The organism is Micromonospora zhanjiangensis (assembly GCF_042650605.1).
GTDB lineage: Bacteria > Actinomycetota > Actinomycetes > Mycobacteriales > Micromonosporaceae > Micromonospora_J > Micromonospora_J zhanjiangensis.
Map to the genome: position 1 here is coordinate 58,090 of NZ_JBHSBN010000018.1, position 18,991 is coordinate 77,080.

Sequence of the window (18,991 nt, forward strand, 5' to 3'; positions counted from 1 at the left end):
CGGGGGCGGGCGACCTACTGTGCTGTTGACGGTATTACGGATCGCACAGTAGTGTCTCCGGGCGTGGACACCACCCAACTGTTCAAGGGTGTGCTGGATCTCGCCGTGCTCGCGGTGCTCCGCGCCGAGGACGGTTACGGCTACGACATCCTGCGACGGCTGCGTGCCGCCGGCCTCGACGAGGTCGGCGACGCGTCCGTCTACGGCACCCTGCGTCGGCTCTTCCAGGCCGGTTTCCTGACGACGTACGTGGTCCCCAGCGAGACGGGACCGCACCGCAAGTACTACTCACTCAACGCCGCCGGTCGGGACCAGCTCGACCGGTCCGGCAAGGTGTGGCGGGCCTTTGCCACCACAGTGGACACACTGCTCGGCAACGATCGGGGGATTGCAGCGTGAGCGCGAGGAGTGAGCCGGGTTTGCGAGCCCCGCAGTCGCGAACGGAAGGTTGGCGCAGCGTGAGCGCGAGGAGTGAGCCGGGTTTGCGAGCCCCGCAGTCGCGAACGAAAGGTGAATCAGCGTGACTACGCAGGAGCAGGAGATCGCCCGTTACGTGCACCGGGTGCGGCTCGCGCTGGACGACCTGCCGATGGCCCTCCGTGACGAACTGGTCGAGGACCTGCCCGAGCATCTGGCCGAGGTGCTGGCCGAGGGGGACGGCACCCTGGCCGAACGGCTCGGCGAGCCCGAGGCGTACGCCGCGGAGCTGCGCACGGCGGCCGGCATCCCGGCGCCGTCGAAGGCCCGGCCCCGGACGGACCAGCGGTTCCTCGACGGCGTCGCCGCCGTCCGGACCCGGCTGCGGCGGCTCGACGTCAAGGCCGGCCCGGTCATCGGGTACGCCCGGCTCAGTGACTTCCTCACGCTGCTGCGCCCCGCCTGGTGGGTGCTGCGGGGTTACCTGGTGGCCCAGGTGCTCGGCATGCTGACCGGGAGCTGGTCCGTGCTGCCCCGGTTCGGCGGCAGCCTGCTGGCCGGGACGGCCATGCTGGTGCTGGCCGTGATCGGTTCGATCTGGCTCGGTCGCCGGCCGACCGTGCTGCCCCGCTGGCCCCGGTACGCCCTCTGGGCGGGCACCGCTGTCGTTGTCCTGATCGGACTGGTGCAGTTCGTCAACCTCGACGACCGGTCCCGGTTACCCGACTACGCCGAGATTTCCTACGGCAGCCCCTACGAGCAGATCCAGGACGTCTACGTCTACGACGCGGAGGGACATCTGCTGCAGGGGGTCCGGTTGCTCGACCAGAACGGCCAGCCGATCCAGCTGGGCAACCCGTGGTGCGACTCGCGGCCCGACCTGGACATGTCATCGCGACAGCGGACCTATCCGCTCTGTCCCGAGAACGCGCCGTTCCGCTTCGGCGCGCCCAGCCCGGCGCCGTCCCCGACCGACAGCGACAGCTCCGACCCGACCACCAGCGGCAGTTCCGACCCGGGCACCGTCGGCAGCCCCGCTCCGAGCGTCACCGGCAGTCCCGTCCCGGCCGCCACGGCAGGCTCGCCGCCGGCACCGGGCGCCGGCCCGCAGACGGCGCCGCCCACCCCGGCGTCGACCCCGACCGTCGGCACCACCCCGACCCGCTGACCCTCCCCGGCTCGTCGGGCGTCCCGGCGGGCGGAGCGTGCCACGCTCCGCCCGCCGGCTGCCGTCCTGCGGTGTCCATTCCGGAGGGTCGACCGGACCGACGCGGACGGTCGACCGGCGCGGAACGGACCGTCGGGCGGGTCAGCGGATGTCCGCCCGGGTGGCTACGGTGTCGTCTGCAAACCGTGAGTCCGGTTCGGCATTCGCGTACTTCCGCCGGACCGGCTCGCGGATCGACCCCTCGAAAGGAACAGCAGTGACAGAGCAGGCTGCGCCGACGCCGGAGCCTGGGGTTCCCGGCTCGCCTCCGGGCCCGCCGGTGCCCCCGCCCACGTCGGGAGGGGGCACGGACCCGAACCGGGAACGCCCCGGCCCCGCGTCCGACGAGGGACTGGGTTCGGCCCCGACCGGTCCGGCCTCCGACGAGGGCATGGGTCCGGCGCCGACCGGTCCGGGTTCGGACGAGGGGATGGGCCCGGCGCCCACCGGCCCGGACTCCGACTCGAAGCCGTCGGGCCTGCCGGTCAAGGCACTGGTGATCGCCGCCGTGGCCGTCGTCGTCCTCGTCGTCGGTGGCGTCGTGGGCTGGAAGGCCCTGTCCGGTTCGGCCGGCAGTGCCGCGGTGGGCGACTGCCTGGCCGGCGAGAACAAGGACGAGATCAAGCCGGTCAAGTGCGACGACCCGGCCGCCCGGCACAAGGTGGTCGGCAAGTTGAAGGACAAGACCGAGGCCGATCTCGACGCCGCCTCCAAGGGCGACAACCCGTGCAGCGCGTACCCGACCGCCGAGAGCGCGTTCTGGGAGGGCGAGAAGGGCGGCAAGGGCTACATCCTCTGCCTGGAGCCGGTCAAGAAGTAGCCACCGGCGCCGGTAACGACACCGGCCCGCGGCCGGCGGCGACAACGGTAAACACCGAGTTGAGACGAGGTGTATGCCACGTCGCCGCCGGCTTCCGCCGTACCGGTCCGGCATGGCAGGCTACCCGCACGTAACTGCGTCACTGTGCGACCAGCCAACGATGACTGACCGACATGGAGGACGGCCGATGGGCGAAATGGTGAGCTACCCCGGCGCCGACGGGAATGCCGAGGGCTACCTGGCCCTACCCGAGGGTGGGGGTGATCGCCCGGCGGTGCTGGTGCTGCACGAGGCGTGGGGACTGCTGCCGCACATCAGGTCGGTGGCGGACCGGTTCGCCGAGGCCGGATTCGTCGCGCTGGCGCCGGACCTGTTCCGGGGCGCCACCGCCAGCGAACGGGAGCAGGGCCGGAAGCTGGTCGCCGAACTGCCGGCCGACCGGGCGGCGGGCGACCTGACCGGCGCGGCCGGCTTCCTGGCCGGGCGGCCCGAGGTGACCGGCCGGGTGGCCGCCGTCGGCTTCTCCACCGGTGGCAGCCTGGCGCTGTGGTCGGTCACCCTCACCGACCGGATCGTGGCCGCCGCCGCGTTCTACCCGAGCCTGCGCTGGGGGCAGCTGGACCCGGACTGGTCCGGCTACGCCGGCCGGGACGCCCTGGTGCACTGCAGCGAGGCCGACGGGACCTCGGCCGCCGAACACATCAAGGCCGTCCGGCAGGGCGTCGAGGCCGCCGGCGGCTGCTGCCGGCTGTACGACTATCCGGACACCAAACATTCGTTCTTCAACGACGACCGGCCGGAGCGCTTCGACCAACCGGCCGCCGGTCGCGCCTGGGCCCGTACCCTCGAATTCCTCCGGGCCCGGGTTGGCTGAGTCCCGTACCCCCGAGCAGGTGGTCGCCCGCGCGCAGCGGGCGGCCGACCTCGGCGCACTCGACGCGGACGTCGCCGACTGTTTCGCCTGCCCCCGGCTGGTGGCCTGGCGGGAGCAGGTCGCCGTGACCCGCCGGGCCGCGTTCCGGGACCAGGAGTACTGGGGCCGGCCGGTGCCCGGGTTCGGCGTCCCGGACGCGCGGATCGGCATCCTCGGCCTGGCGCCGGCCGCGCACGGCGGCAACCGCACCGGCCGGATCTTCACCGGGGACCGCTCCGGCGACGTGCTCTTCGCCGCCCTGCACCGGGCGGGCCTGGCCAACCAGCCGACCAGCGTCGCGGCCGACGACGGGCTCGCCCTGCGGGACACCCGGATCTTCGCCGCGGTCCGGTGCGCGCCGCCGGACAACAAGCCCACCCCGGGCGAGCGGGACACCTGCGCGCCGTGGCTGCACCGCGAGGTCGCGTTGCTGCGGCCCACGCTGCGCGTCGTGGTGGCGCTGGGCGCGTTCGCCTGGGCCGCGTGGTGGCCGGCCCTGCGATCCGGGTACGGGACGCGCCCGCCCAGCCCTCGCCCCGCCTTCGGCCATGGGGCACACTGGTCCGACGGGGACGCGCCGGACCTGTTGGGCTGTTACCACGTCAGTCAGCAGAACACCTTCACCGGTCGGCTCACCCCGGCGATGCTGGACGAGATCTTCGACCGGGCCAAGCGGCTGGCCGGGGTGCCCTGAGGAGTCTGAACCCTGTCGTTGACGCGGAGATGGTGGCCGGTGGCCGGCACCGTGGCGCTGCTCGGGCTCGCCGCGCTGGCCGCCGGGCACTCGTCGCTGGAATTCAGCCGGGTCGCCGCGGACGGCCTGGACGAGTTGGACCTGCCCGGCAGCCCGCAGCCCTCGCCCAGCTTCCCGACCGAGTTGCCGTCGGCCGGACCGGCCGCGGCGCCGCCCCCGCCGGACGACGGCGGGTTGCCGCAGTGGCTCGGCACGGCCGCCGCCGTCCTGGTCGCCGTGCTGGGGGTCGTGGTGGTGGTCCTGGTGCTGCGCCGGGTCACCCGGGACGTGCTGCGCCGGCGGACCCGGGCGCTGACCCCGGTCGATCGGGCCGGTCCGGGCACCACCGAGGAGGTGGTCGCCGCGCTCGACGCCGGTCTAGTCGAGCTCTCCGACACCGACACGGACCCACGGACCGCGGTGATCGCCTGCTGGGTACGGCTGGAACAGGCCGCCGCGTCGGCCGGCGTGCCACGGCGGGTCGGTGACACCCCGACCGACCTGGTCACCCGGCTGTTGCGCGGTGCCGGCGGGCCCGACGACGCGGCGGACCCGGACGCCACCGTACGGACGGCCGGCGCCCCTGCGAGCGCCGGCCCGGTCGTGGTCAGCGCCGACGTGCTGGCCGCCTTCGCGCACGTCTACCGGGAGGCGCGGTACGCCACCCACACCGTCGACCAGGCGATGCGCGACGAGGCCCGAGCCGCCCTACGCCGCCTCCGCGCCGAACTGACCGGAGTGTCGGCATGAGCGAGCGGAGCGAGCGAATCATCGGGCTCGGTGCGGGTGTGCCTCATGACGGCACGGAGCGCAGCGGAGTGTCGGCATGAGCGAGCGGAGCGAGCGAATCATCGGGCTCGGTGCGGGTGTGCCTCATGACGGCACGGAGCGCAGCGGAGTGTCGGCATGAGCGTGCTTTCGAGCATCGACGACCTGCTGCAACACGACGAGGACGACTCGCCCGACCGGCCCCGACGGCGCCGACGTACCGGGGCGGGTGCCTGGGTCGGCGCGGTGGCCGCCGCGGCCGGGCTCACCGCCGTCACCGTCGTCGGACTGCGGTTCGCCTCGCTCGAACTGCCCATGGTGGAGGTGTTCGCCGGCTGGCTGGCCGTACTGGTCGTCCGGCGGGTCGCCGTGGCGGTCGCCCCGCCGCCGGTCCGGACCGGCGGTTCCGGCCGCCGGGGCGAGGAGGACGGCCACTACCGGTGGTCCACCCGGGACGCCCTGCGCGGTGCGGTCAACCCGTGGGAACGCGTCCTCGGCTGGACCGAGGGCAAGCCGGACCGGTTCGCCGAGAAGGTGCTGCCGAGGCTCGGTGAGCTGGTCGACGAGCGACTGCGCCAGCGGCACGGACTCACCCGGGAGTCCGACCCGACCCGGGCCCGGGAGTTGCTCGGCGAGCACCTGTGGAGCTTTCTCACCGTCCGTCCCCGACGTGGCCCCGGGCCGCGCGACTGGGCGGCGGTCGTCGCCCAATTGGAGAAGCTGTGAAGAACGACGTGGACCCGGTCGTACCCACCGCCGAGGTGGGCGGGCTGGCCCGGGCGGTGCTGGACGCCGTCGGCAGTGTCCTGGTCGGCAAGCGGGACGCCCTGGAACTCGTCCTGGCCGGCATCCTGGCCGGCGGTCACGTGCTGCTGGAGGACCTGCCCGGGCTGGGCAAGACGCTGACCGCCCGGTCCTTCGCGCAGGCGCTCGGGCTGGACTTCCGCCGGTTGCAGTTCACCCCGGACCTGCTGCCCGCCGACGTCACCGGCTCCTTCCTGTACGACCAGCGCAGCGCCGACTTCACCTTCCGGGCCGGTCCGCTCTTCACCAACCTGCTGCTGGCCGACGAGATCAACCGCACGCCGCCGAAGACCCAGGCGGCGCTGCTGGAGGCGATGCAGGAGAAGCAGGTCTCGGTCGAGGGCGTGACCTACCGGCTCGACCCGCCGTTCCACGTGCTCGCCACGGCCAACCCGATCGAGTACGAGGGCACGTACCCGCTGCCGGAGGCCCAGCTCGACCGGTTCCTGCTGCGGGTGTCGTTCGGCTACCCGAACCGGGACGAGGAGTGGGACGTGCTGCGCCGCCGGATGTCCCGCCGCCGCGAGGAGACCGAACTGGAACCCGTGGTGAACGCGGCCACCCTGCGCGGCATGCAGGCCGCCCTGGAGGACGTGGCGGTCGAGGACTCCATCGGGCGGTACATCGTGGACCTCACCGCGGCCACCCGGGAACACCCGTCGGTGCTGGTCGGCGCGTCCCCCCGGGGTTCGCTGGCGCTGTTGCTGCTGTCCCGGGCCAAGGCCGTGCTGGCCGGCCGGGACTACGTGGTCCCCGAGGACGTCAAGGACGTGGCGGTGCCGGTGCTGTCGCACCGGATCACCCTGCGGCCGGAGATGTGGCTGCGCCGGGTCGACCCGGCGTTCGTGGTCAACGAGGTGCTCGACCGGACGCCCGCGCCGGCCAGCGGAGCGCTGCCCAGCTACGCCGGTGGCCGGAGCGCCCATTGAGCCTCTTCCCGCGTGCCGGCCTGCAGGCCGCCCCGGGTGGTGACCCGGGCCCGTCGGTCGCGCTGCGGCACGCCGTACCCGGGCCGGAGCCGGCGCCGGCGGACCCGACGCCGACCTGGGCGCCGACCGCGGCGTTCGGGCGGGCGGTGCTGCTCACCGGGTTGCTGCTGATCGGGGCGGTGCTGCTCGGCCGGGTCGACCTGATCGTGCTGGCCACCCCGTTGGCCCTGGGCACCGCGTACGCGTTGCGCCGCCGGCCCGCCGAACCGCCCCGGGTGCGGGCGCACGCCGGGGACGACTACCTGGTCGAGGGGGGCCCGGTCGCCGGCACGGTCACGGTGGGCAACCCGGACCCGGTCGGCTACGACCTGGCCGTGGTCCGGACCCGGGTGTCGCCCTGGCTGCGGATCGACCGGGCCGGCTTCGCCGGCGACCCGGAACCACCGCCGCGGTCGTACGCCGCCGAGCGGCCCTACCTGCTCGCCGTGCCGGCGGGCACCGAGACCGACGTGGAGTTGCGCGGCGAGACGGCCCGCTGGGGGCGGCACCCGTTCGGTCCGGCCGGCACCCGGGCCGCCGCCTGCGACGGGCTGCTGGCCAGCCGGCCGGTGCTGGCCGACCCGCACGGGGTGAAGGTCTACCCGGTCACCGACCCGTTCGACGCCGTCGACGCGATGCCCCGGGCCGCCGGCCTGGTCGGCGGGCACCGGTCCCGGCGTCCCGGCGAGGGCGGCGAGCTGGCCGGCGTACGGATCTTCGGCCCCGGGGACCGGCTGCGCCGGATCGACTGGCGGGTGTCGTTGCGGGCCCGCCAGCTGCACGTCGCGGCGACCCTGTCCGACCGGGACGCCGAGGTGGTGCTGCTGCTGGACGTGCTGGCCGAGGCGGGCCGATCCGGCGGCGTGCAGGGCGCCGCCTCGGTGCTGGACACCACCGTCCGGGCCGCCGCCGCCATCGCCGAGCACTACCTGCACCGGGGTGACCGGGTGTCGATGCTGGAGTACGGGCCGGCCGCCCGCCGGCTGCGCCCGGCCACCGGCCGCCGGCAGTACCTGACGGTCCTGGAGTGGCTGCTCGACGTCACCGTCGACGAGGCCGAGTACGAGCCGTACGACCAGGTCTTCGGCCCGCATCTGCTGTCGTCGGACGCGCTGGTGGTGGTGCTCACCCCGCTGGTGGACGCCCGGTCGGCCGAGATGCTGGCCCGGCTGGCCCGCTCCGGCCGGTTCGTCGTCGCCGTCGACACGCTGCCCGCCGAGGTCGGCCCGCCGCGCCGGGGCGCCTGGTCGGAGGTGGCGTTCCGGCTGTGGCGGCTGGACCGGGAGAACACCGTCGGCCAGTTGCGCGAGCACGGCGTACCGGTGGTCGGCTGGGCCGGCGCCGGCAGCCTGGACCTGGTGCTGCGGGACGTGGCCCGGTTGGCCTCGGCACCGAAGGCGGGCCTGCGGTGATCACGGCCCTCACCGACCGGATCCGGTCGGTCCGGGAGACGGTCGCCCGGGCCACGCTGACCCCGCTGCTGGTCCGGTTCGGCGTCTTCGCCAGCGCGCTGGCCGGCCTGCTGCTGGCGTACCCGGTGGCGGTGTCGACCAGCCGCTTCGTGGGGCTGCTGGTGGTGGTCGCGGTGGTGCCGGCGGTGGGTCCGCGCCGGGTCTGGCCGACCTTCGTCGTCCTGGTCACGGTCGGCGGCTGGTTGCTGGCCACCGCCGGGTACGGCGAGTCGCGCCCGCTGTGGCGGGTGCTCGCCCTGGCCACCGCCGTCTACCTCACGCACAGCCTCGGCGCGTTGGCGGCGCTGGTGCCGTACGACGCGGTGGTGGACCCCGGGGTGCTGGTCCGCTGGCTGTCCCGGGCGGCCGGGGTGGTCCTGGCGGCGGGGGTGCTGGGGGTGCTGCTGCTGGCGGTGGGCGACCGGGGCGGCCCGCGGTTCCTCGCCGCGGGCCTGGCCGGCCTGCTGGTGGCGGTGCTCGCCACCGTCCTGCTCGCCCGCCTGCTGCGCCGCCGCTGAGGGCGTCCGGCGCGGCCCGGCGTCCGGCGCGGCCCGGGGTCGCGGCCGGCCGGCCCAGGTCAGCGCGCGGTCGCGCAGGTCACACCGGCGTCCTCGGTCACAGAAGGCGGCATCTGCCGCACACGCCGGGCCGGACCGGGGAAAGATGGATGGCGTGAACCCGCAGCGGATCCTTGTCGTCGGTGCCGGCCACGTCGGGCTCTACGCGGCCCTGCGCCTGTCGAAGAAACTGGGCTCGCGCGAGGCTCAGGTCGTCGTGGTCGACCCCCAACCGCACATGACGTACCAGCCGTTCCTGCCCGAGGCGGCGGCCGGCAACATCTCGCCCCGGCACTCGGTGGTGCCGCTGCGCCGGGAGTTGCGCCGCTGCCAGGTCGTCTCCGGTGCGGTCACCCGGATCGAGCACGCCCGCAAGGTCGCCACCGTCCAGCCGATCATCGGCCCGCCCCGGGAGATCGAGTACGACCAGATCGTCGTCGCGCCCGGTTCGGTGTCCCGGACCCTGCCGATCCCCGGCCTGCACGAGCACGGCATCGGCTTCAAGACCATCGGTGAGGCCATCTACCTGCGCAACCACGTGATGGACCGGCTCGACGTGGCGGCCGCCACGGCCGACCCGGAGACCCGTCGGTGCGCGCTCACCTTCGTCTTCGTCGGCGGCGGCTACGCCGGCATCGAGGCGCTGGCCGAGATGGAGGACATGGCCCGCGACGCGCTGCGGTACTACCCGGAGCTGAAGCCCGAGGACATGCGCTGGGTGCTGGTCGAGGCGACCCAGCGGGTGCTGCCCGAGGTCGACCGGGACATGGGCGCCTACACCGTCCAGCAGCTGCTCAAGCGCAAGATGGACATCCGGCTGGACACCCGGCTGGAATCCTGCGTGGGTGGCCTGGTGAAGCTCTCCGACGGTGACGCGTTCCGGGCCGACACCATCGTCTGGACGGCCGGGGTGAAGCCCGCGCCGATGCTGGACCGGACCGACCTGCCCCGGGACAGCCGCGGCCGGGTGACCTGCAACGCCAACCTCCAGGTGGTGGACGGCGGTACCGTCGTCGAGGGCGCCTGGAGCGCGGGTGACTGCGCGGGCGTACCGGACCTGACCAAGCCGCCGGGCGCGACCTGCTCGCCCAGCGCGCAGCACGCGGTGCGGCAGGCCAAGCAGCTGGCCGACAACCTCCGCGCGGTGATCCGCGGCCGGCTGCCCGAGCCGTACGCGCACAAGTACGCCGGCAGCGTGGCGAGCCTCGGCCTGCACAAGGGCGTGGCCCAGGTCTACGGCATCAAGATGACCGGCATCGCGGCGTGGGCGATGCACCGGACGTACCACATGAGCCGGATCCCGTCGCTCAACCGCAAGCTGCGGGTGGTGGTCGACTGGACGTTGGCCTTCTTCCTCAAGCGTGAGGTGGTCGCCCTCGGCCAGCTGCACGACCCGCGCGAGGAGTTCCTCGAGGCCACCCCGCGCATCGAGGCGGACGCCCGCTCCTAACGGATCTTCCAGGTCCAGGCGTCGGCGACCCGCTCGGCCGGTCCGAGCAGCGCCTCGACGGCGGCCCGCAGGCTGTCCGGGTACGGCGCGCCGTCGGCCAGCACCACGCACGACGCCCGCCAGAACGACAGGTCCTGCCGGGCCCGCTGGCGTTCCGTCTCGCCGATCGGCGGCACCACGCCGGTCTTGGCGACCTCGGCCAGCAGGGCGGAGGTCGGTTGCTTGTAGGTGCCCATCGACGGTCCCCGGTTCTCGCCGTACGGGCCGATGAAGAAGCCCTCCGGCAGCCCGAAGGACACGTCGGCGGTGGTCGCCCAGCGCATCGCCTCCGGCTCCGGCGGGGTGGGCAGCGGCACCGGCACCAGCACCCCGCCCGGTTGTACGCAGTCCCGCCAGTGGCCGGCCGAGATGAACTCCGGCACCGCGGACCGGTCGGTGGTCGGCAGCGGGGCCGGGAAGATCGGCAGCAGCGCGACCACGACCACGACCGGTACCACCGCACTGGCCAGCGACCCGGGGGCCTGCCGGGCCCGCTCGACGGCGACCACCAGCACGGTGGCCAGCAACGGCAGCACGGCCAGCGCGAACCGCATCGGCAACGCGCCGTCCACCACGGGCATTTCCAGCAGCGCCGAGTACGGCCCGGTGAGGCCGGTCTGGTCGCCCTCAAGCACGATCAGCGGCCCGAGCGACAGTGCGGCCATCAGCAAACCGGCCACCACGCAGGCGATCACCAGGGGACGCCGGATCAGCCAGGCCGCGCAGAGCACCGCCACGATCAGCAGCGACGGGCCGAGAAAGGTGTTGTACTCGGCCGGTCCGGTGCTCAGCCGGGCCGAGGCGTTGCTGCCGGCCACCGAGAGCGGGGAGATCGCGGGCCAGCTCGCCAGGTCGGCGGAGAAGTAGTGCGGGCTGAACATCCCCTCGCTGACGCTCTGCGGACCGGCGAACTGGAACCACAGTGGATAGGTCAGCAGCAGACCGGCCAGGCCGGTCGCGACCGTCATGCCGGCCAGGAAGCCGGGCAGCACCCGGCGGACCAGCGACGGCCGGGCGAGCGCGTACGTCACGGTCACCGCGGCCAGGGTGAGCGCGGTGAGGAGCAGCACCTCCTCGCCGATGAACACCTGGACGACGACCGTGGCGGCCAGCCCGACGGCCGAGGTGAACACCCGGCGCCAGTCGGTCCGCGCCCCGCCCGCCGGCCGGGCCGCCGGATCCGCGGCGCGGACCATCCGGACGATCATCCACACCATCACCGGGATCAGGAACTGCGCGGTCATGTGCAGGTGGCTGTTGGACTGGGAGACGATGCCCGGGCCGAAGCCGCACAGCCCGGCGCCGAGCCCGGCGGCCAGCGGGCCGGCGCCCAGGGCTCGCCGGTAGAGCAGGTACCAGGCGATCGCCGTACCGGCCAGGTCGCCGGCGACCAGCAACGCGAAGCTGGTGGCCGCACCGAACGCCCAGGTCACCGGGGCGAACAGCACACCCAGCGCGATGACCGTGGTGTTGGCCATCAGGTTCACCCCGTCCGGTGCGTTCAGCCGGTGACTGAGCAGGCTGAAGTCGCCGTACAGCACCCGCGCGTCGGAGGCCAGGAACCACTCGTAGAGGGTCTGGTCCTGCGGGTTGAGGGCGAGCACCCGGCCGGCCGGGTCGGGCCAGAGCCCGTGCGTGAGCCAGCCCGCCAGCAGCACGAAGAACAGGCAGACGACCAGGTCGACCCGGCGGGCCCGGGCGGCGGCCAGCCACCGGGCACGCCAGGACGTCGGTGGTGGGGTCGCGCCACCCCGCCGCGAAAAGGGCGTCGACTCCCATCTCGCCCATCGGGAGCCGGTGGTGACGGACGATTCGCCCGGTGTGGCCGTCGTGCCGGGATCGGCGTCCTGCGTCGCGCGGACTCTGCTGGTCACGGCCTTGACCCTAGTGCGTACGCCCGGCGGGGTGCGTCCCGTGGGTACCGACCCGCTACGGTGACAGGAACCGGGGCCGTCGAGGCGCCCCGGACCACCCCGCCCGGGTGGTGGAATGGCAGACACGGCCGCCTTAAAAGCGGCTGCCGCAAGGCGTGCGGGTTCGATCCCCGCCCCGGGCACCCGGATTTACCCGTCGAGGCCGATTACCCTTGAGTCACACGGTTACCGTGTGACGACCCCCTAAGGGAGGCCTGATAACAGTGAAGACATCCAACCCGGTGCTGGCCCGGCTCGGCCAGGCGGCCGAGCGTGAGCGCCACGCCGGGTACGCGCCCGGCCCGTACGGCCAGCCCGGTTACCCGCAGCAGCCCGGCTACGGACCGGCCGGATACCAACAACCCGGGCACGCCGAGCCCTTCTCGCCGGCACCGGCCTACCCGGCCGCACCGGCGACCGGCCAGACCATGTCGATCGACGACGTGGTGGTCAAGACCGTCGCCCTGCTGGGCATCCTCGGCGTCGCCGCGGCGGCGGCCTGGGTGCTGGTGCCGGGTTCGCTGGCGTTCCCCCTGGCGATCGGCTCGATGCTGGTCGGCCTGGTGCTCGGCCTGGTGATCTCGTTCTCCCGGATGGCCAATCCGGCGCTGGTGGTCGCCTACTCGGTGGTCGAGGGCGTCTTCGTCGGACTGATCAGCCGGGCGTTCGAGAACTTCTACAGCGGCATCGTCCTGCAGGCCGTGGTCGCCACGTTCGGCGTCTTCTTCGTGATGGCCATGCTCTACAAGGCCCGGGTCATCCGGGCCACGCCGAAGTTCGTCCGGGGCATGATCGCCGTGATGGCCGGCCTGTTCGCCGTCATGCTGATCAACCTCGTGCTCGGGCTGTTCGGCTTCGACACCGGGCTGCGCAGCGGCGGGCCGCTGGCGATCGGCTTCAGCCTGGTCTGCATCGTGGTGGCGGCGCTGAGCTTCGTGCTGAGCTTCCACGAGATCGAGGAGGGCATCCGGATGGGGCTGCCCCAGCGCTACTCGTGGACCGCCGCGTTCGGCATCCTGGTCAGCCTGATCTGGCTCTACCTGGAGGTGCTGCGCCTGATCAGCTACTTCCAGGGCGACGACTGACGATTGCCGCCCGTCCCCGGACGCCCGCCCTCCGCTCCCGGAGGGCGGGCGTCCGCCGTCCGGGACCGTCCGCCGCCGCCGGCCGTGCTCCTGCGGTCGGGCTCCGCGGGTCGTGCCGCTGCCGGTCGTAGACTGCCGCGATGGGCGGGGATGAGCTGAGCCGGGTGGTCGGACTGCTGGTGAACCAGGTGGCGCACTGGGAGCCGCCGCGCTGGGCGGCGGCCCGGGCCGGCGCCGGTGCGGTCACGCCGCCCGCTGTGCCCGGTGGGACCGGTCCGCACGGCCCGGGCGGCGGGGTGTCCCGGGCCGAACTGATGCACCGGTTGGTGCAGCGGATCGCGGACCTGGCGGCCGACGCGGAGGGCGAGCCACGCCGGGCGGTGCCCCGGCTGGACAACGACCTCGCGCTGCCCGACCAGCTCCGGGTGGTCGCCACCGACCTGATCGCCGCCGGTGCCCCGGCCGAGATGCTGGCCGACGCCACCGCCCAGGTGACCGCCACCCGCGCGTCGCTCTGACGTCCGCGGGCCCCGTCCTGCGCTGACCGGCGCCGGCGGCGGTCAGCTCAGGCGTTCGACGATCATGGCCATGCCCTGGCCGCCGCCGACGCACATGGTCTCCAGTCCGACGGTCTTGTCGTGCCAGTTCAGGGCGTTGAGCAGGGTGCCGGTGATCCGGGCACCGGTCATGCCGAACGGGTGCCCGACGGCGATCGCGCCGCCCATCACGTTCAGCTTCTCCAGCGGGATGCCCAGTTCCCGGTACGAGGGGATGACCTGGGCGGCGAACGCCTCGTTGATCTCCACCAGGTCGACGTCGGCGATGGTCATGCCGGCCCGGGCCAGGGCCTGCTTCGACGCCTCGACCGGGCCGAGCCCCATGATCTCCGGGGAGAGCGCGGTGACGCCGGTGGAGACGATCCGGGCCAGCGGCGTGATGCCCAGGTCGCGGGCCCGTTGCTCGCTCATCACGACCACCGCGGCGGCGCCGTCGTTCAGCGGGCAGCAGTTGCCGGCGGTGATCCGGCCGTCCGGGCGGAACACCGGCTTCAACCCGGCCACCCCCTCCAGGGTGACCCCGGGACGCGGACCGTCGTCGGTGTCCACGACCCGACCGTCCGGGGTGGTGACCGGGGTGATCTCGCGGGCCCAGAAGCCGTCGGCGATGGCCTTCTCGGCGAGGTTCTGGCTCCGTACGCCGAACTCGTCCATGTCGGCGCGGCTGACGTCGTACACCTGGGCCAGGTTTTCGGCGGTCTGGCCCATGGCCAGGTAGATGTCGGGCAGCCCGCCGTCCCGCCGAGGGTCGGTCCAGGTCGGCGCGCCGCCCCGGGCGCGTTCGGCGGACCGGGTCCGCGCCTCGGCGAACCGCGGGTTCTCCCAGCCGCCGCCCACCAGCGCCTGGGCCTCCGGCGGGAGGCCGTCGGAGCTGCCCCGGGCGTACCGGGAGACGCACTCGACGCCGGCGGAGACGAAGACGTCGCCCTCGCCGGCCCGGATGGCGTGCATCGCCATCCGGGTCGTCTGCAGCGACGAGGCGCAGTACCGGGTCAGCGTGGCGCCGGGCAGGCCGTCCTGGCCGAGCAGGGTGGCGACCACCCGGGCCATGTTGAAGCCCTGTTCACCGCCGGGCAGCCCGCAGCCGAGGTAGAGGTCGTCGATCTCGGCCGGGTCCAGCTGGGGAACCTTGTCCAGGGCGGCCTGGACGATGGTGGCCGCGAGGTCGTCCGGGCGGAGGTCCCGGAGGGAACCCTTGCCGGCTCGGCCGATGGGGGACCGGGCGGTGGCGACGATGACGGCGGTGCGGGACGGCTCAGTCGGCATGAACCAACGTTAACCCGCGAGTAACTTCGGGTGGAAGGCCGGCCGGGCCCGGCCGGTCAGCGCTGGCTGGCCACCGTGGCGGCGTTGACCACCGCCGGGAGCAGGGCGTGCGCCCAGACGCGGTAGCCGTCCGCGGAGGGGTGGTACCCGTCGTAACAGAGCGTGCCGGCGTCGGCCCGGAACACCGGGCCTGCCTCGGCCCCCAGGTCCACCACGGCGCCGCCGGCCGACAGCACGGCGGCCGTCTGCGCCCGGGCGGTACGCCGGCCGTACCAGCCGGCGAGCTGGCGCAGCGGCGGCGCGATCGCCCGGACGGCGCCCAGGTCGGGGCAGGTGCCCACGACCACCTCGACCCGGGCCTCGCGCAACCGGCGGACCGCCATGCCGAGGTGCTCGGCGGCCTCGGCCGGGCGGCGCAGGCCGGTGGCGTCGTTCGCGCCGACCAGGATCACCGCCACGTCCGGGCGCTCGCCCAGCAGCGCCCGGGCCACCTGAGTCGCCAGATCGGTCGATCGGGAACCGGCCACCCCGACGCTGGAGAGCCGGACCTGGCGCTCGGTGCCGCCCGGTCGGCCGCCCTCGGCCAGCAGCCGGGCGAGCTGCCCGCCGATGGTGTCGTCGACCCGGTCGACCCCCACCCCCAGCGCCGCCGAGTCGCCGAGCAGCACCAGGCGCAGCGGTGGGGCGCCGGGCCGACCGACCGTGGACCGCAGGGCCAGGCCGAACTCGGGCTGGGCGTACCGGCGGCTGCGGGCCAGGAGCGCCTCGCCGGCCAGCACCGCCGCGCCGCCGACCGTGCCGGCGAGCAGGGCCAGCACGGTCGCCCGGCCGGCCTTGCCGGCCAGGCCGGCACCGCCGCCCGGGCCGGTGTCGCCGGGCCTTCGACTGCTCTCGGTCATGCCGGTTCCTCCACCGTCGACGTGCTCGGGCGGCCGGGGGCCGCCGGATCCGGTTCGTCACCGCGCGGCTGGCCGAACCAGGGCCGGCGGTGCCGCAACTGCGCCCACCGGCCGGCCGGGCCCCGGTCCCGGCCGGCGACCTGGGCCGCCCGGACCTCCGTGCCGGCCCGCCGGGCCGCCGCCTGCGCGGCCTCCGCCAGCGGTACGCCGTGCCCCTCGGCCAGGCTGACCCGCCGTTCGCCGGCCGAGGCCAACGCGGAGAGCGTGGTGGGCAGTAGGGCCGCCGCGGCGATGGCATACCCCTCCGCGGACGGGTGGAACCGGTCCCAGGCGAACATCCGGGTCGGCTCGGCGGCGAACCGTGGCCCGATGAGATCACCGAGCGACACCGTCCAGCCGCCCGCCTCGACCACGGCCATCGTCTGCGCGGCCGCGAGCTGCCGGCTCCACCGCCGGGCCAACCAGCGCAACGGGGGCTTGATCGGCTGGATCGCGCCGAGGTCCGGACAGGTCCCCACCACCACCTCGGCGCCGGCCGCGCGCAGCGTACGGACCGCGTCGACCAGGTAGCGCACGGCCACCGCCAGCGGCGTGCGGTTGGTGACGTCGTTGCCGCCGATCAGGATCACCGCGAGGTCCGGCTCGTGCTCGAGCGCGGCCTCGACCTGGGGACGCAGACCCGCCGACAGGCAGCCCACCACGGCCAGCCGGTGCAGGCGTACCGGTCGGCGCAGCCGTCGGGAGATGCCGGTGGCCAGCAGCGCTCCCGGGGTCTCCCGCGGCCGGTGCACGCCGTAGCCGGCGGCCGACGAGTCGCCCAGCACGACCAGACACAGCGGCGGGCCGGGAAACTTGGCCCCGTAGAGTCCGTCGCCGCGCGGCGGCGGGGCCTCGGCCAGCGGGATGACCCGGCGGGCCTGCCGGGCCTGCCCGATCAGCACTCCCGTCGCGGTCAGTGCGGTCACCGCCGTGACGCCCGCGCCCAGGGCCGTGATCTTGGCGACCCGTCGCGCGGCGCCCCACGTGCCGGAGGTCCGCACCGTTGACGCGGCCTGACCCATCTCTGCGCCCCCCGCCCATCGATATTCGTCCTGCAACATTCGAGGCTATCTCGGCGGTGTGACGTCGCGCTGTCGGCAGCCCGCCATCCCCGATGACCGGGCGGTGTCTCGGCGGGGCCGGAACTGGGTACGTTCCCGGCACGGAGCCATCGACGCCGGCGGAAGTCGGCCCGCGCGGTGCGGACGACGGTCGGCCGGCAGTTGCGCGGGCGTGTGCATCATTGGCGGGACGAGGGAGGCAGGACATGGCCAGGACACTCAAACGGACCGCGGCCTTCACGGCGCTCGCCCGGGCGTTGACCTCCGGTGCCCGGGGCGGACCGTCGCTGAGCACCCGACTCGCGGCGCTGCCCCGGATGATCAGGGCGACCAGCCGCGGCGAGTACGACGGCGGGATGCGGCTCGCCCTGATGGCCGCGGCGACCGCCTACGTGGTGTCACCGATCGACTTCGTGCCCGAGATGTTCCTGGCCATCTTCGGCCTGGCCGACGACGCGCTCATGATCACCTGGCTGGCCGGCGCGGTGCTCGCCGAGACCGGTCGCTTCCTGGAGTGGGAGGCCGCCCGGCATCGGGTGGTCCCGGGCCACGCGGTGCGCTGAGGCACGTAGGCTGGCCCGGACAACCAAAAACGAAGGCCCGGGCCGCCTGCCGCGGACGCCGAGAAGGGGCACAACGAGGTGCGCTACTACGACAACGTCGTCGAGATGATCGGTAACACCCCGCTCGTACGGCTACGCAACGTGACCGCCGGCATCGAGGCCACGGTGCTCGCGAAGGTGGAGTACGTCAACCCGGGCGGCTCGGTGAAGGACCGGATCGCGCTGCGGATGGTCGAGGACGCCGAGCGGGCCGGTCTGCTGCAGCCCGGCGGCACCATCGTCGAGCCGACCAGCGGCAACACCGGCATCGGGTTGGCCCTGGTGGCCCAGCTCAAGGGCTACAAGTGCGTGTTCGTCTGCCCGGACAAGGTCAGCCAGGACAAGCAGGACGTGCTCAAGGCGTACGGCGCCGAGGTGGTGGTCTGCCCGACCAGCGTCGCGCCGGAGGACCCGCGCTCCTACTACAACGTCTCCGACCGGCTGGCCCGGGAGATCCCCGGCGCCTGGAAGCCCAATCAGTACGCCAACCCGGCCAACCCCCGGTCGCACTACGAGACGACCGGCCCCGAGGTGTGGGAGCAGACCGAGGGCAGGCTCACCCACTTCGTGACGGGCGTCGGCACCGGCGGCACCGTCTCCGGCATCGGCCGCTACCTCAAGGAGGCGTCGGGCGGTGCGGTGCGGATCGTCGGGGCGGACCCGGAGGGCTCGGTCTACTCCGGCGGCACCGGCCGGCCGTACCTGGTCGAGGGGGTCGGCGAGGACTTCTGGCCGGAGACGTACGACAAGGACATCTGCGACGAGATCGTCGAGGTGTCGGACAAGGCCTCGTTCGAGATGACCCGGCGGCTGGCCCGCGAGGAGGGCCTGCTGGTCGGCGGCTCGTGCGGGATGGCCGTGGTGGCCGCCCTGGAGGTGGCCCGCCGGGCCGGGCCGGACGACGTGGTCGTGGTGCTGCTGCCGGACGGCGGTCGGGGTTACCTCTCCAAGATCTTCAACGACGAGTGGATGTCCCGTTACGGCTTCATGGAGCACGGCGGTGCCGAGGCCACGGTGGCCGAGGCGCTCGCCGAGAAGCCGGGTGGCCTGCCCGAGCTGGTGCACGTGCACCCGACCGAGACGGTCCGGGACGCGATCGACTACATGCGCGAGTACGGCGTCTCCCAGCTGCCGGTACTCAAAGCCGAACCGCCGGTGGTGACCGGCGAGGTGGCCGGCTCGATCGCCGAGCGGGACCTGCTCGACGCGCTGTTCACCGGCCAGGCCCACCTGCACGACACCATCGAGCGGCACATGACCGAGCCGCTGCCCATGATCGGCGGCGGCCAGCCGGTCAGCGAGGCGGTCAACCTGCTGGAGAAGTCCGACGCCGCCCTGGTCCTGGTCGACGGCAAGCCCAAGGGCGTCATCACCCGCCAAGACCTCCTGGCCCACCTCGGCGCCCGCTAACCCCCACCCCCACCCCCCACAGCGTCGATCAT

19 protein-coding genes and 1 tRNA gene are annotated in these 18,991 nt (G+C 73.9%); 16 read left to right on the top strand and 4 right to left on the bottom strand.

What is annotated here, in order from left to right; all coding sequences use genetic code 11:
- The first annotated feature begins 63 nt into the window (after window positions 1–63).
- From ACFOX0_RS22975 to ACFOX0_RS23025, 11 genes are all read left to right on the top strand, one after another.
- The gene (locus ACFOX0_RS22975) at window positions 64–399 is read left to right on the top strand and encodes a PadR family transcriptional regulator (protein ID WP_377549485.1); all 336 of its coding nucleotides are present in this window, start codon (window positions 64–66) and stop codon (window positions 397–399) included.
- A gap of 121 nt (window positions 400–520) precedes the next feature.
- Window positions 521–1,585: an HAAS signaling domain-containing protein gene (locus ACFOX0_RS22980; protein ID WP_377549487.1), complete on the top strand. Its 1,065-nt coding sequence runs from the start codon at window positions 521–523 to the stop codon at window positions 1,583–1,585.
- A gap of 430 nt (window positions 1,586–2,015) precedes the next feature.
- The gene (locus ACFOX0_RS22985; RefSeq protein ID WP_377549489.1) at window positions 2,016–2,444 is read left to right on the top strand and encodes an LppU/SCO3897 family protein; all 429 of its coding nucleotides are present in this window, start codon (window positions 2,016–2,018) and stop codon (window positions 2,442–2,444) included.
- A 187-nt stretch (window positions 2,445–2,631) separates the two neighbouring features.
- A complete protein-coding gene (locus tag ACFOX0_RS22990) occupies window positions 2,632–3,318 on the top strand; it encodes a dienelactone hydrolase family protein (protein WP_377549491.1) in 687 nt (228 codons plus the stop codon).
- Window positions 3,311–4,051: a uracil-DNA glycosylase gene (locus ACFOX0_RS22995; protein WP_377549493.1), complete on the top strand. Its 741-nt coding sequence runs from the start codon at window positions 3,311–3,313 to the stop codon at window positions 4,049–4,051. The genes ACFOX0_RS22990 and ACFOX0_RS22995 overlap by 8 nt, the downstream gene beginning before the upstream one ends.
- Window positions 4,052–4,069: 18 nt before the next feature.
- Complete coding sequence (locus ACFOX0_RS23000; protein ID WP_377549495.1) at window positions 4,070–4,840, top strand: DUF4129 domain-containing protein; 771 nt, start codon at window positions 4,070–4,072, stop codon at window positions 4,838–4,840.
- Window positions 4,841–4,996: 156 nt separating this feature from the next.
- A complete protein-coding gene (locus ACFOX0_RS23005) occupies window positions 4,997–5,584 on the top strand; it encodes a hypothetical protein (protein WP_377549497.1) in 588 nt (195 codons plus the stop codon).
- Complete coding sequence (locus ACFOX0_RS23010) at window positions 5,581–6,591, top strand: AAA family ATPase (RefSeq protein WP_377549499.1); 1,011 nt, start codon at window positions 5,581–5,583, stop codon at window positions 6,589–6,591. Before ACFOX0_RS23005 ends, ACFOX0_RS23010 begins: the two co-directional genes overlap by 4 nt.
- Before the next feature lie 62 nt (window positions 6,592–6,653).
- Complete coding sequence (locus ACFOX0_RS23015; protein ID WP_377549608.1) at window positions 6,654–8,042, top strand: DUF58 domain-containing protein; 1,389 nt, start codon at window positions 6,654–6,656, stop codon at window positions 8,040–8,042.
- Window positions 8,042–8,599, top strand: a complete 558-nt coding sequence (locus ACFOX0_RS23020; RefSeq protein ID WP_377549610.1) for a hypothetical protein — start codon at window positions 8,042–8,044, stop codon at window positions 8,597–8,599. Before ACFOX0_RS23015 ends, ACFOX0_RS23020 begins: the two co-directional genes overlap by 1 nt.
- Window positions 8,600–8,753: 154 nt before the next feature.
- Window positions 8,754–10,088, top strand: a complete 1,335-nt coding sequence (locus tag ACFOX0_RS23025; RefSeq protein ID WP_377549501.1) for an NAD(P)/FAD-dependent oxidoreductase — start codon at window positions 8,754–8,756, stop codon at window positions 10,086–10,088.
- Here the strand turns inward: ACFOX0_RS23025 and ACFOX0_RS23030 are convergent.
- A complete protein-coding gene (locus ACFOX0_RS23030) occupies window positions 10,085–12,001 on the bottom strand; it encodes a hypothetical protein (protein ID WP_377549503.1) in 1,917 nt (638 codons plus the stop codon). The genes ACFOX0_RS23025 and ACFOX0_RS23030 overlap by 4 nt on opposite strands.
- Window positions 12,002–12,102: 101 nt before the next feature.
- Here ACFOX0_RS23030 and ACFOX0_RS23035 point away from each other — a divergent pair.
- From ACFOX0_RS23035 to ACFOX0_RS23045, 3 genes are all read left to right on the top strand, one after another.
- A tRNA-Leu gene (locus ACFOX0_RS23035) sits at window positions 12,103–12,183 on the top strand.
- Window positions 12,184–12,264: 81 nt separating this feature from the next.
- Window positions 12,265–13,125, top strand: a complete 861-nt coding sequence (locus ACFOX0_RS23040) for a Bax inhibitor-1/YccA family protein (protein WP_377549505.1) — start codon at window positions 12,265–12,267, stop codon at window positions 13,123–13,125.
- A 140-nt stretch (window positions 13,126–13,265) separates the two neighbouring features.
- On the top strand, window positions 13,266–13,643 hold the full coding sequence (locus ACFOX0_RS23045) for a hypothetical protein (protein WP_377549507.1): 378 nt from the start codon (window positions 13,266–13,268) through the stop codon (window positions 13,641–13,643).
- Between the two features lie 42 nt (window positions 13,644–13,685).
- Here the strand turns inward: ACFOX0_RS23045 and ACFOX0_RS23050 are convergent, their stop codons facing one another.
- From ACFOX0_RS23050 to ACFOX0_RS23060, 3 genes are read right to left on the bottom strand one after another with little or no spacing between them, the layout of a single operon-like run.
- The gene (locus ACFOX0_RS23050) at window positions 13,686–14,948 is read right to left on the bottom strand and encodes an acetyl-CoA C-acetyltransferase (RefSeq protein ID WP_377549509.1); all 1,263 of its coding nucleotides are present in this window, start codon (window positions 14,946–14,948) and stop codon (window positions 13,686–13,688) included.
- Window positions 14,949–15,004: 56 nt separating this feature from the next.
- Entirely contained in the window at window positions 15,005–15,847 is an 843-nt protein-coding gene (locus ACFOX0_RS23055) for an SGNH/GDSL hydrolase family protein (RefSeq protein ID WP_377549511.1), read from the bottom strand.
- Window positions 15,844–16,908: an SGNH/GDSL hydrolase family protein gene (locus tag ACFOX0_RS23060; RefSeq protein WP_377549513.1), complete on the bottom strand. Its 1,065-nt coding sequence runs from the start codon at window positions 16,906–16,908 to the stop codon at window positions 15,844–15,846. The genes ACFOX0_RS23055 and ACFOX0_RS23060 overlap by 4 nt, the downstream gene beginning before the upstream one ends.
- A gap of 245 nt (window positions 16,909–17,153) precedes the next feature.
- On the opposite strand from ACFOX0_RS23060, the gene ACFOX0_RS23065 reads away from it, so the two are divergent.
- A complete protein-coding gene (locus tag ACFOX0_RS23065) occupies window positions 17,154–17,510 on the top strand; it encodes a YkvA family protein (RefSeq protein WP_377549515.1) in 357 nt (118 codons plus the stop codon).
- A 78-nt stretch (window positions 17,511–17,588) separates the two neighbouring features.
- Window positions 17,589–18,959: a cystathionine beta-synthase gene (locus ACFOX0_RS23070; protein WP_377549517.1), complete on the top strand. Its 1,371-nt coding sequence runs from the start codon at window positions 17,589–17,591 to the stop codon at window positions 18,957–18,959.
- The last annotated feature ends 32 nt before the right edge of the window (window positions 18,960–18,991 follow it).

Bases quoted from the DNA above. Each gene is read 5' to 3' on its own strand.
- ACFOX0_RS23050 (WP_377549509.1), bottom strand. From the start codon at position 14,948: ATGCCGACTGAGCCGTCCCGCACCGCCGTCATCGTCGCCACCGCCCGG.
- ACFOX0_RS23055 (WP_377549511.1), bottom strand. From the start codon at position 15,847: ATGACCGAGAGCAGTCGAAGGCCCGGCGACACCGGCCCGGGCGGCGGT.
- ACFOX0_RS23045 (WP_377549507.1), top strand. From the start codon at position 13,266: ATGGGCGGGGATGAGCTGAGCCGGGTGGTCGGACTGCTGGTGAACCAG.
- ACFOX0_RS22990 (WP_377549491.1), top strand. From the start codon at position 2,632: ATGGGCGAAATGGTGAGCTACCCCGGCGCCGACGGGAATGCCGAGGGC.
- ACFOX0_RS23005 (WP_377549497.1), top strand. From the start codon at position 4,997: ATGAGCGTGCTTTCGAGCATCGACGACCTGCTGCAACACGACGAGGAC.
- ACFOX0_RS23060 (WP_377549513.1), bottom strand. From the start codon at position 16,908: ATGGGTCAGGCCGCGTCAACGGTGCGGACCTCCGGCACGTGGGGCGCC.
- ACFOX0_RS23065 (WP_377549515.1), top strand. From the start codon at position 17,154: ATGGCCAGGACACTCAAACGGACCGCGGCCTTCACGGCGCTCGCCCGG.
- ACFOX0_RS22985 (WP_377549489.1), top strand. From the start codon at position 2,016: ATGGGTCCGGCGCCGACCGGTCCGGGTTCGGACGAGGGGATGGGCCCG.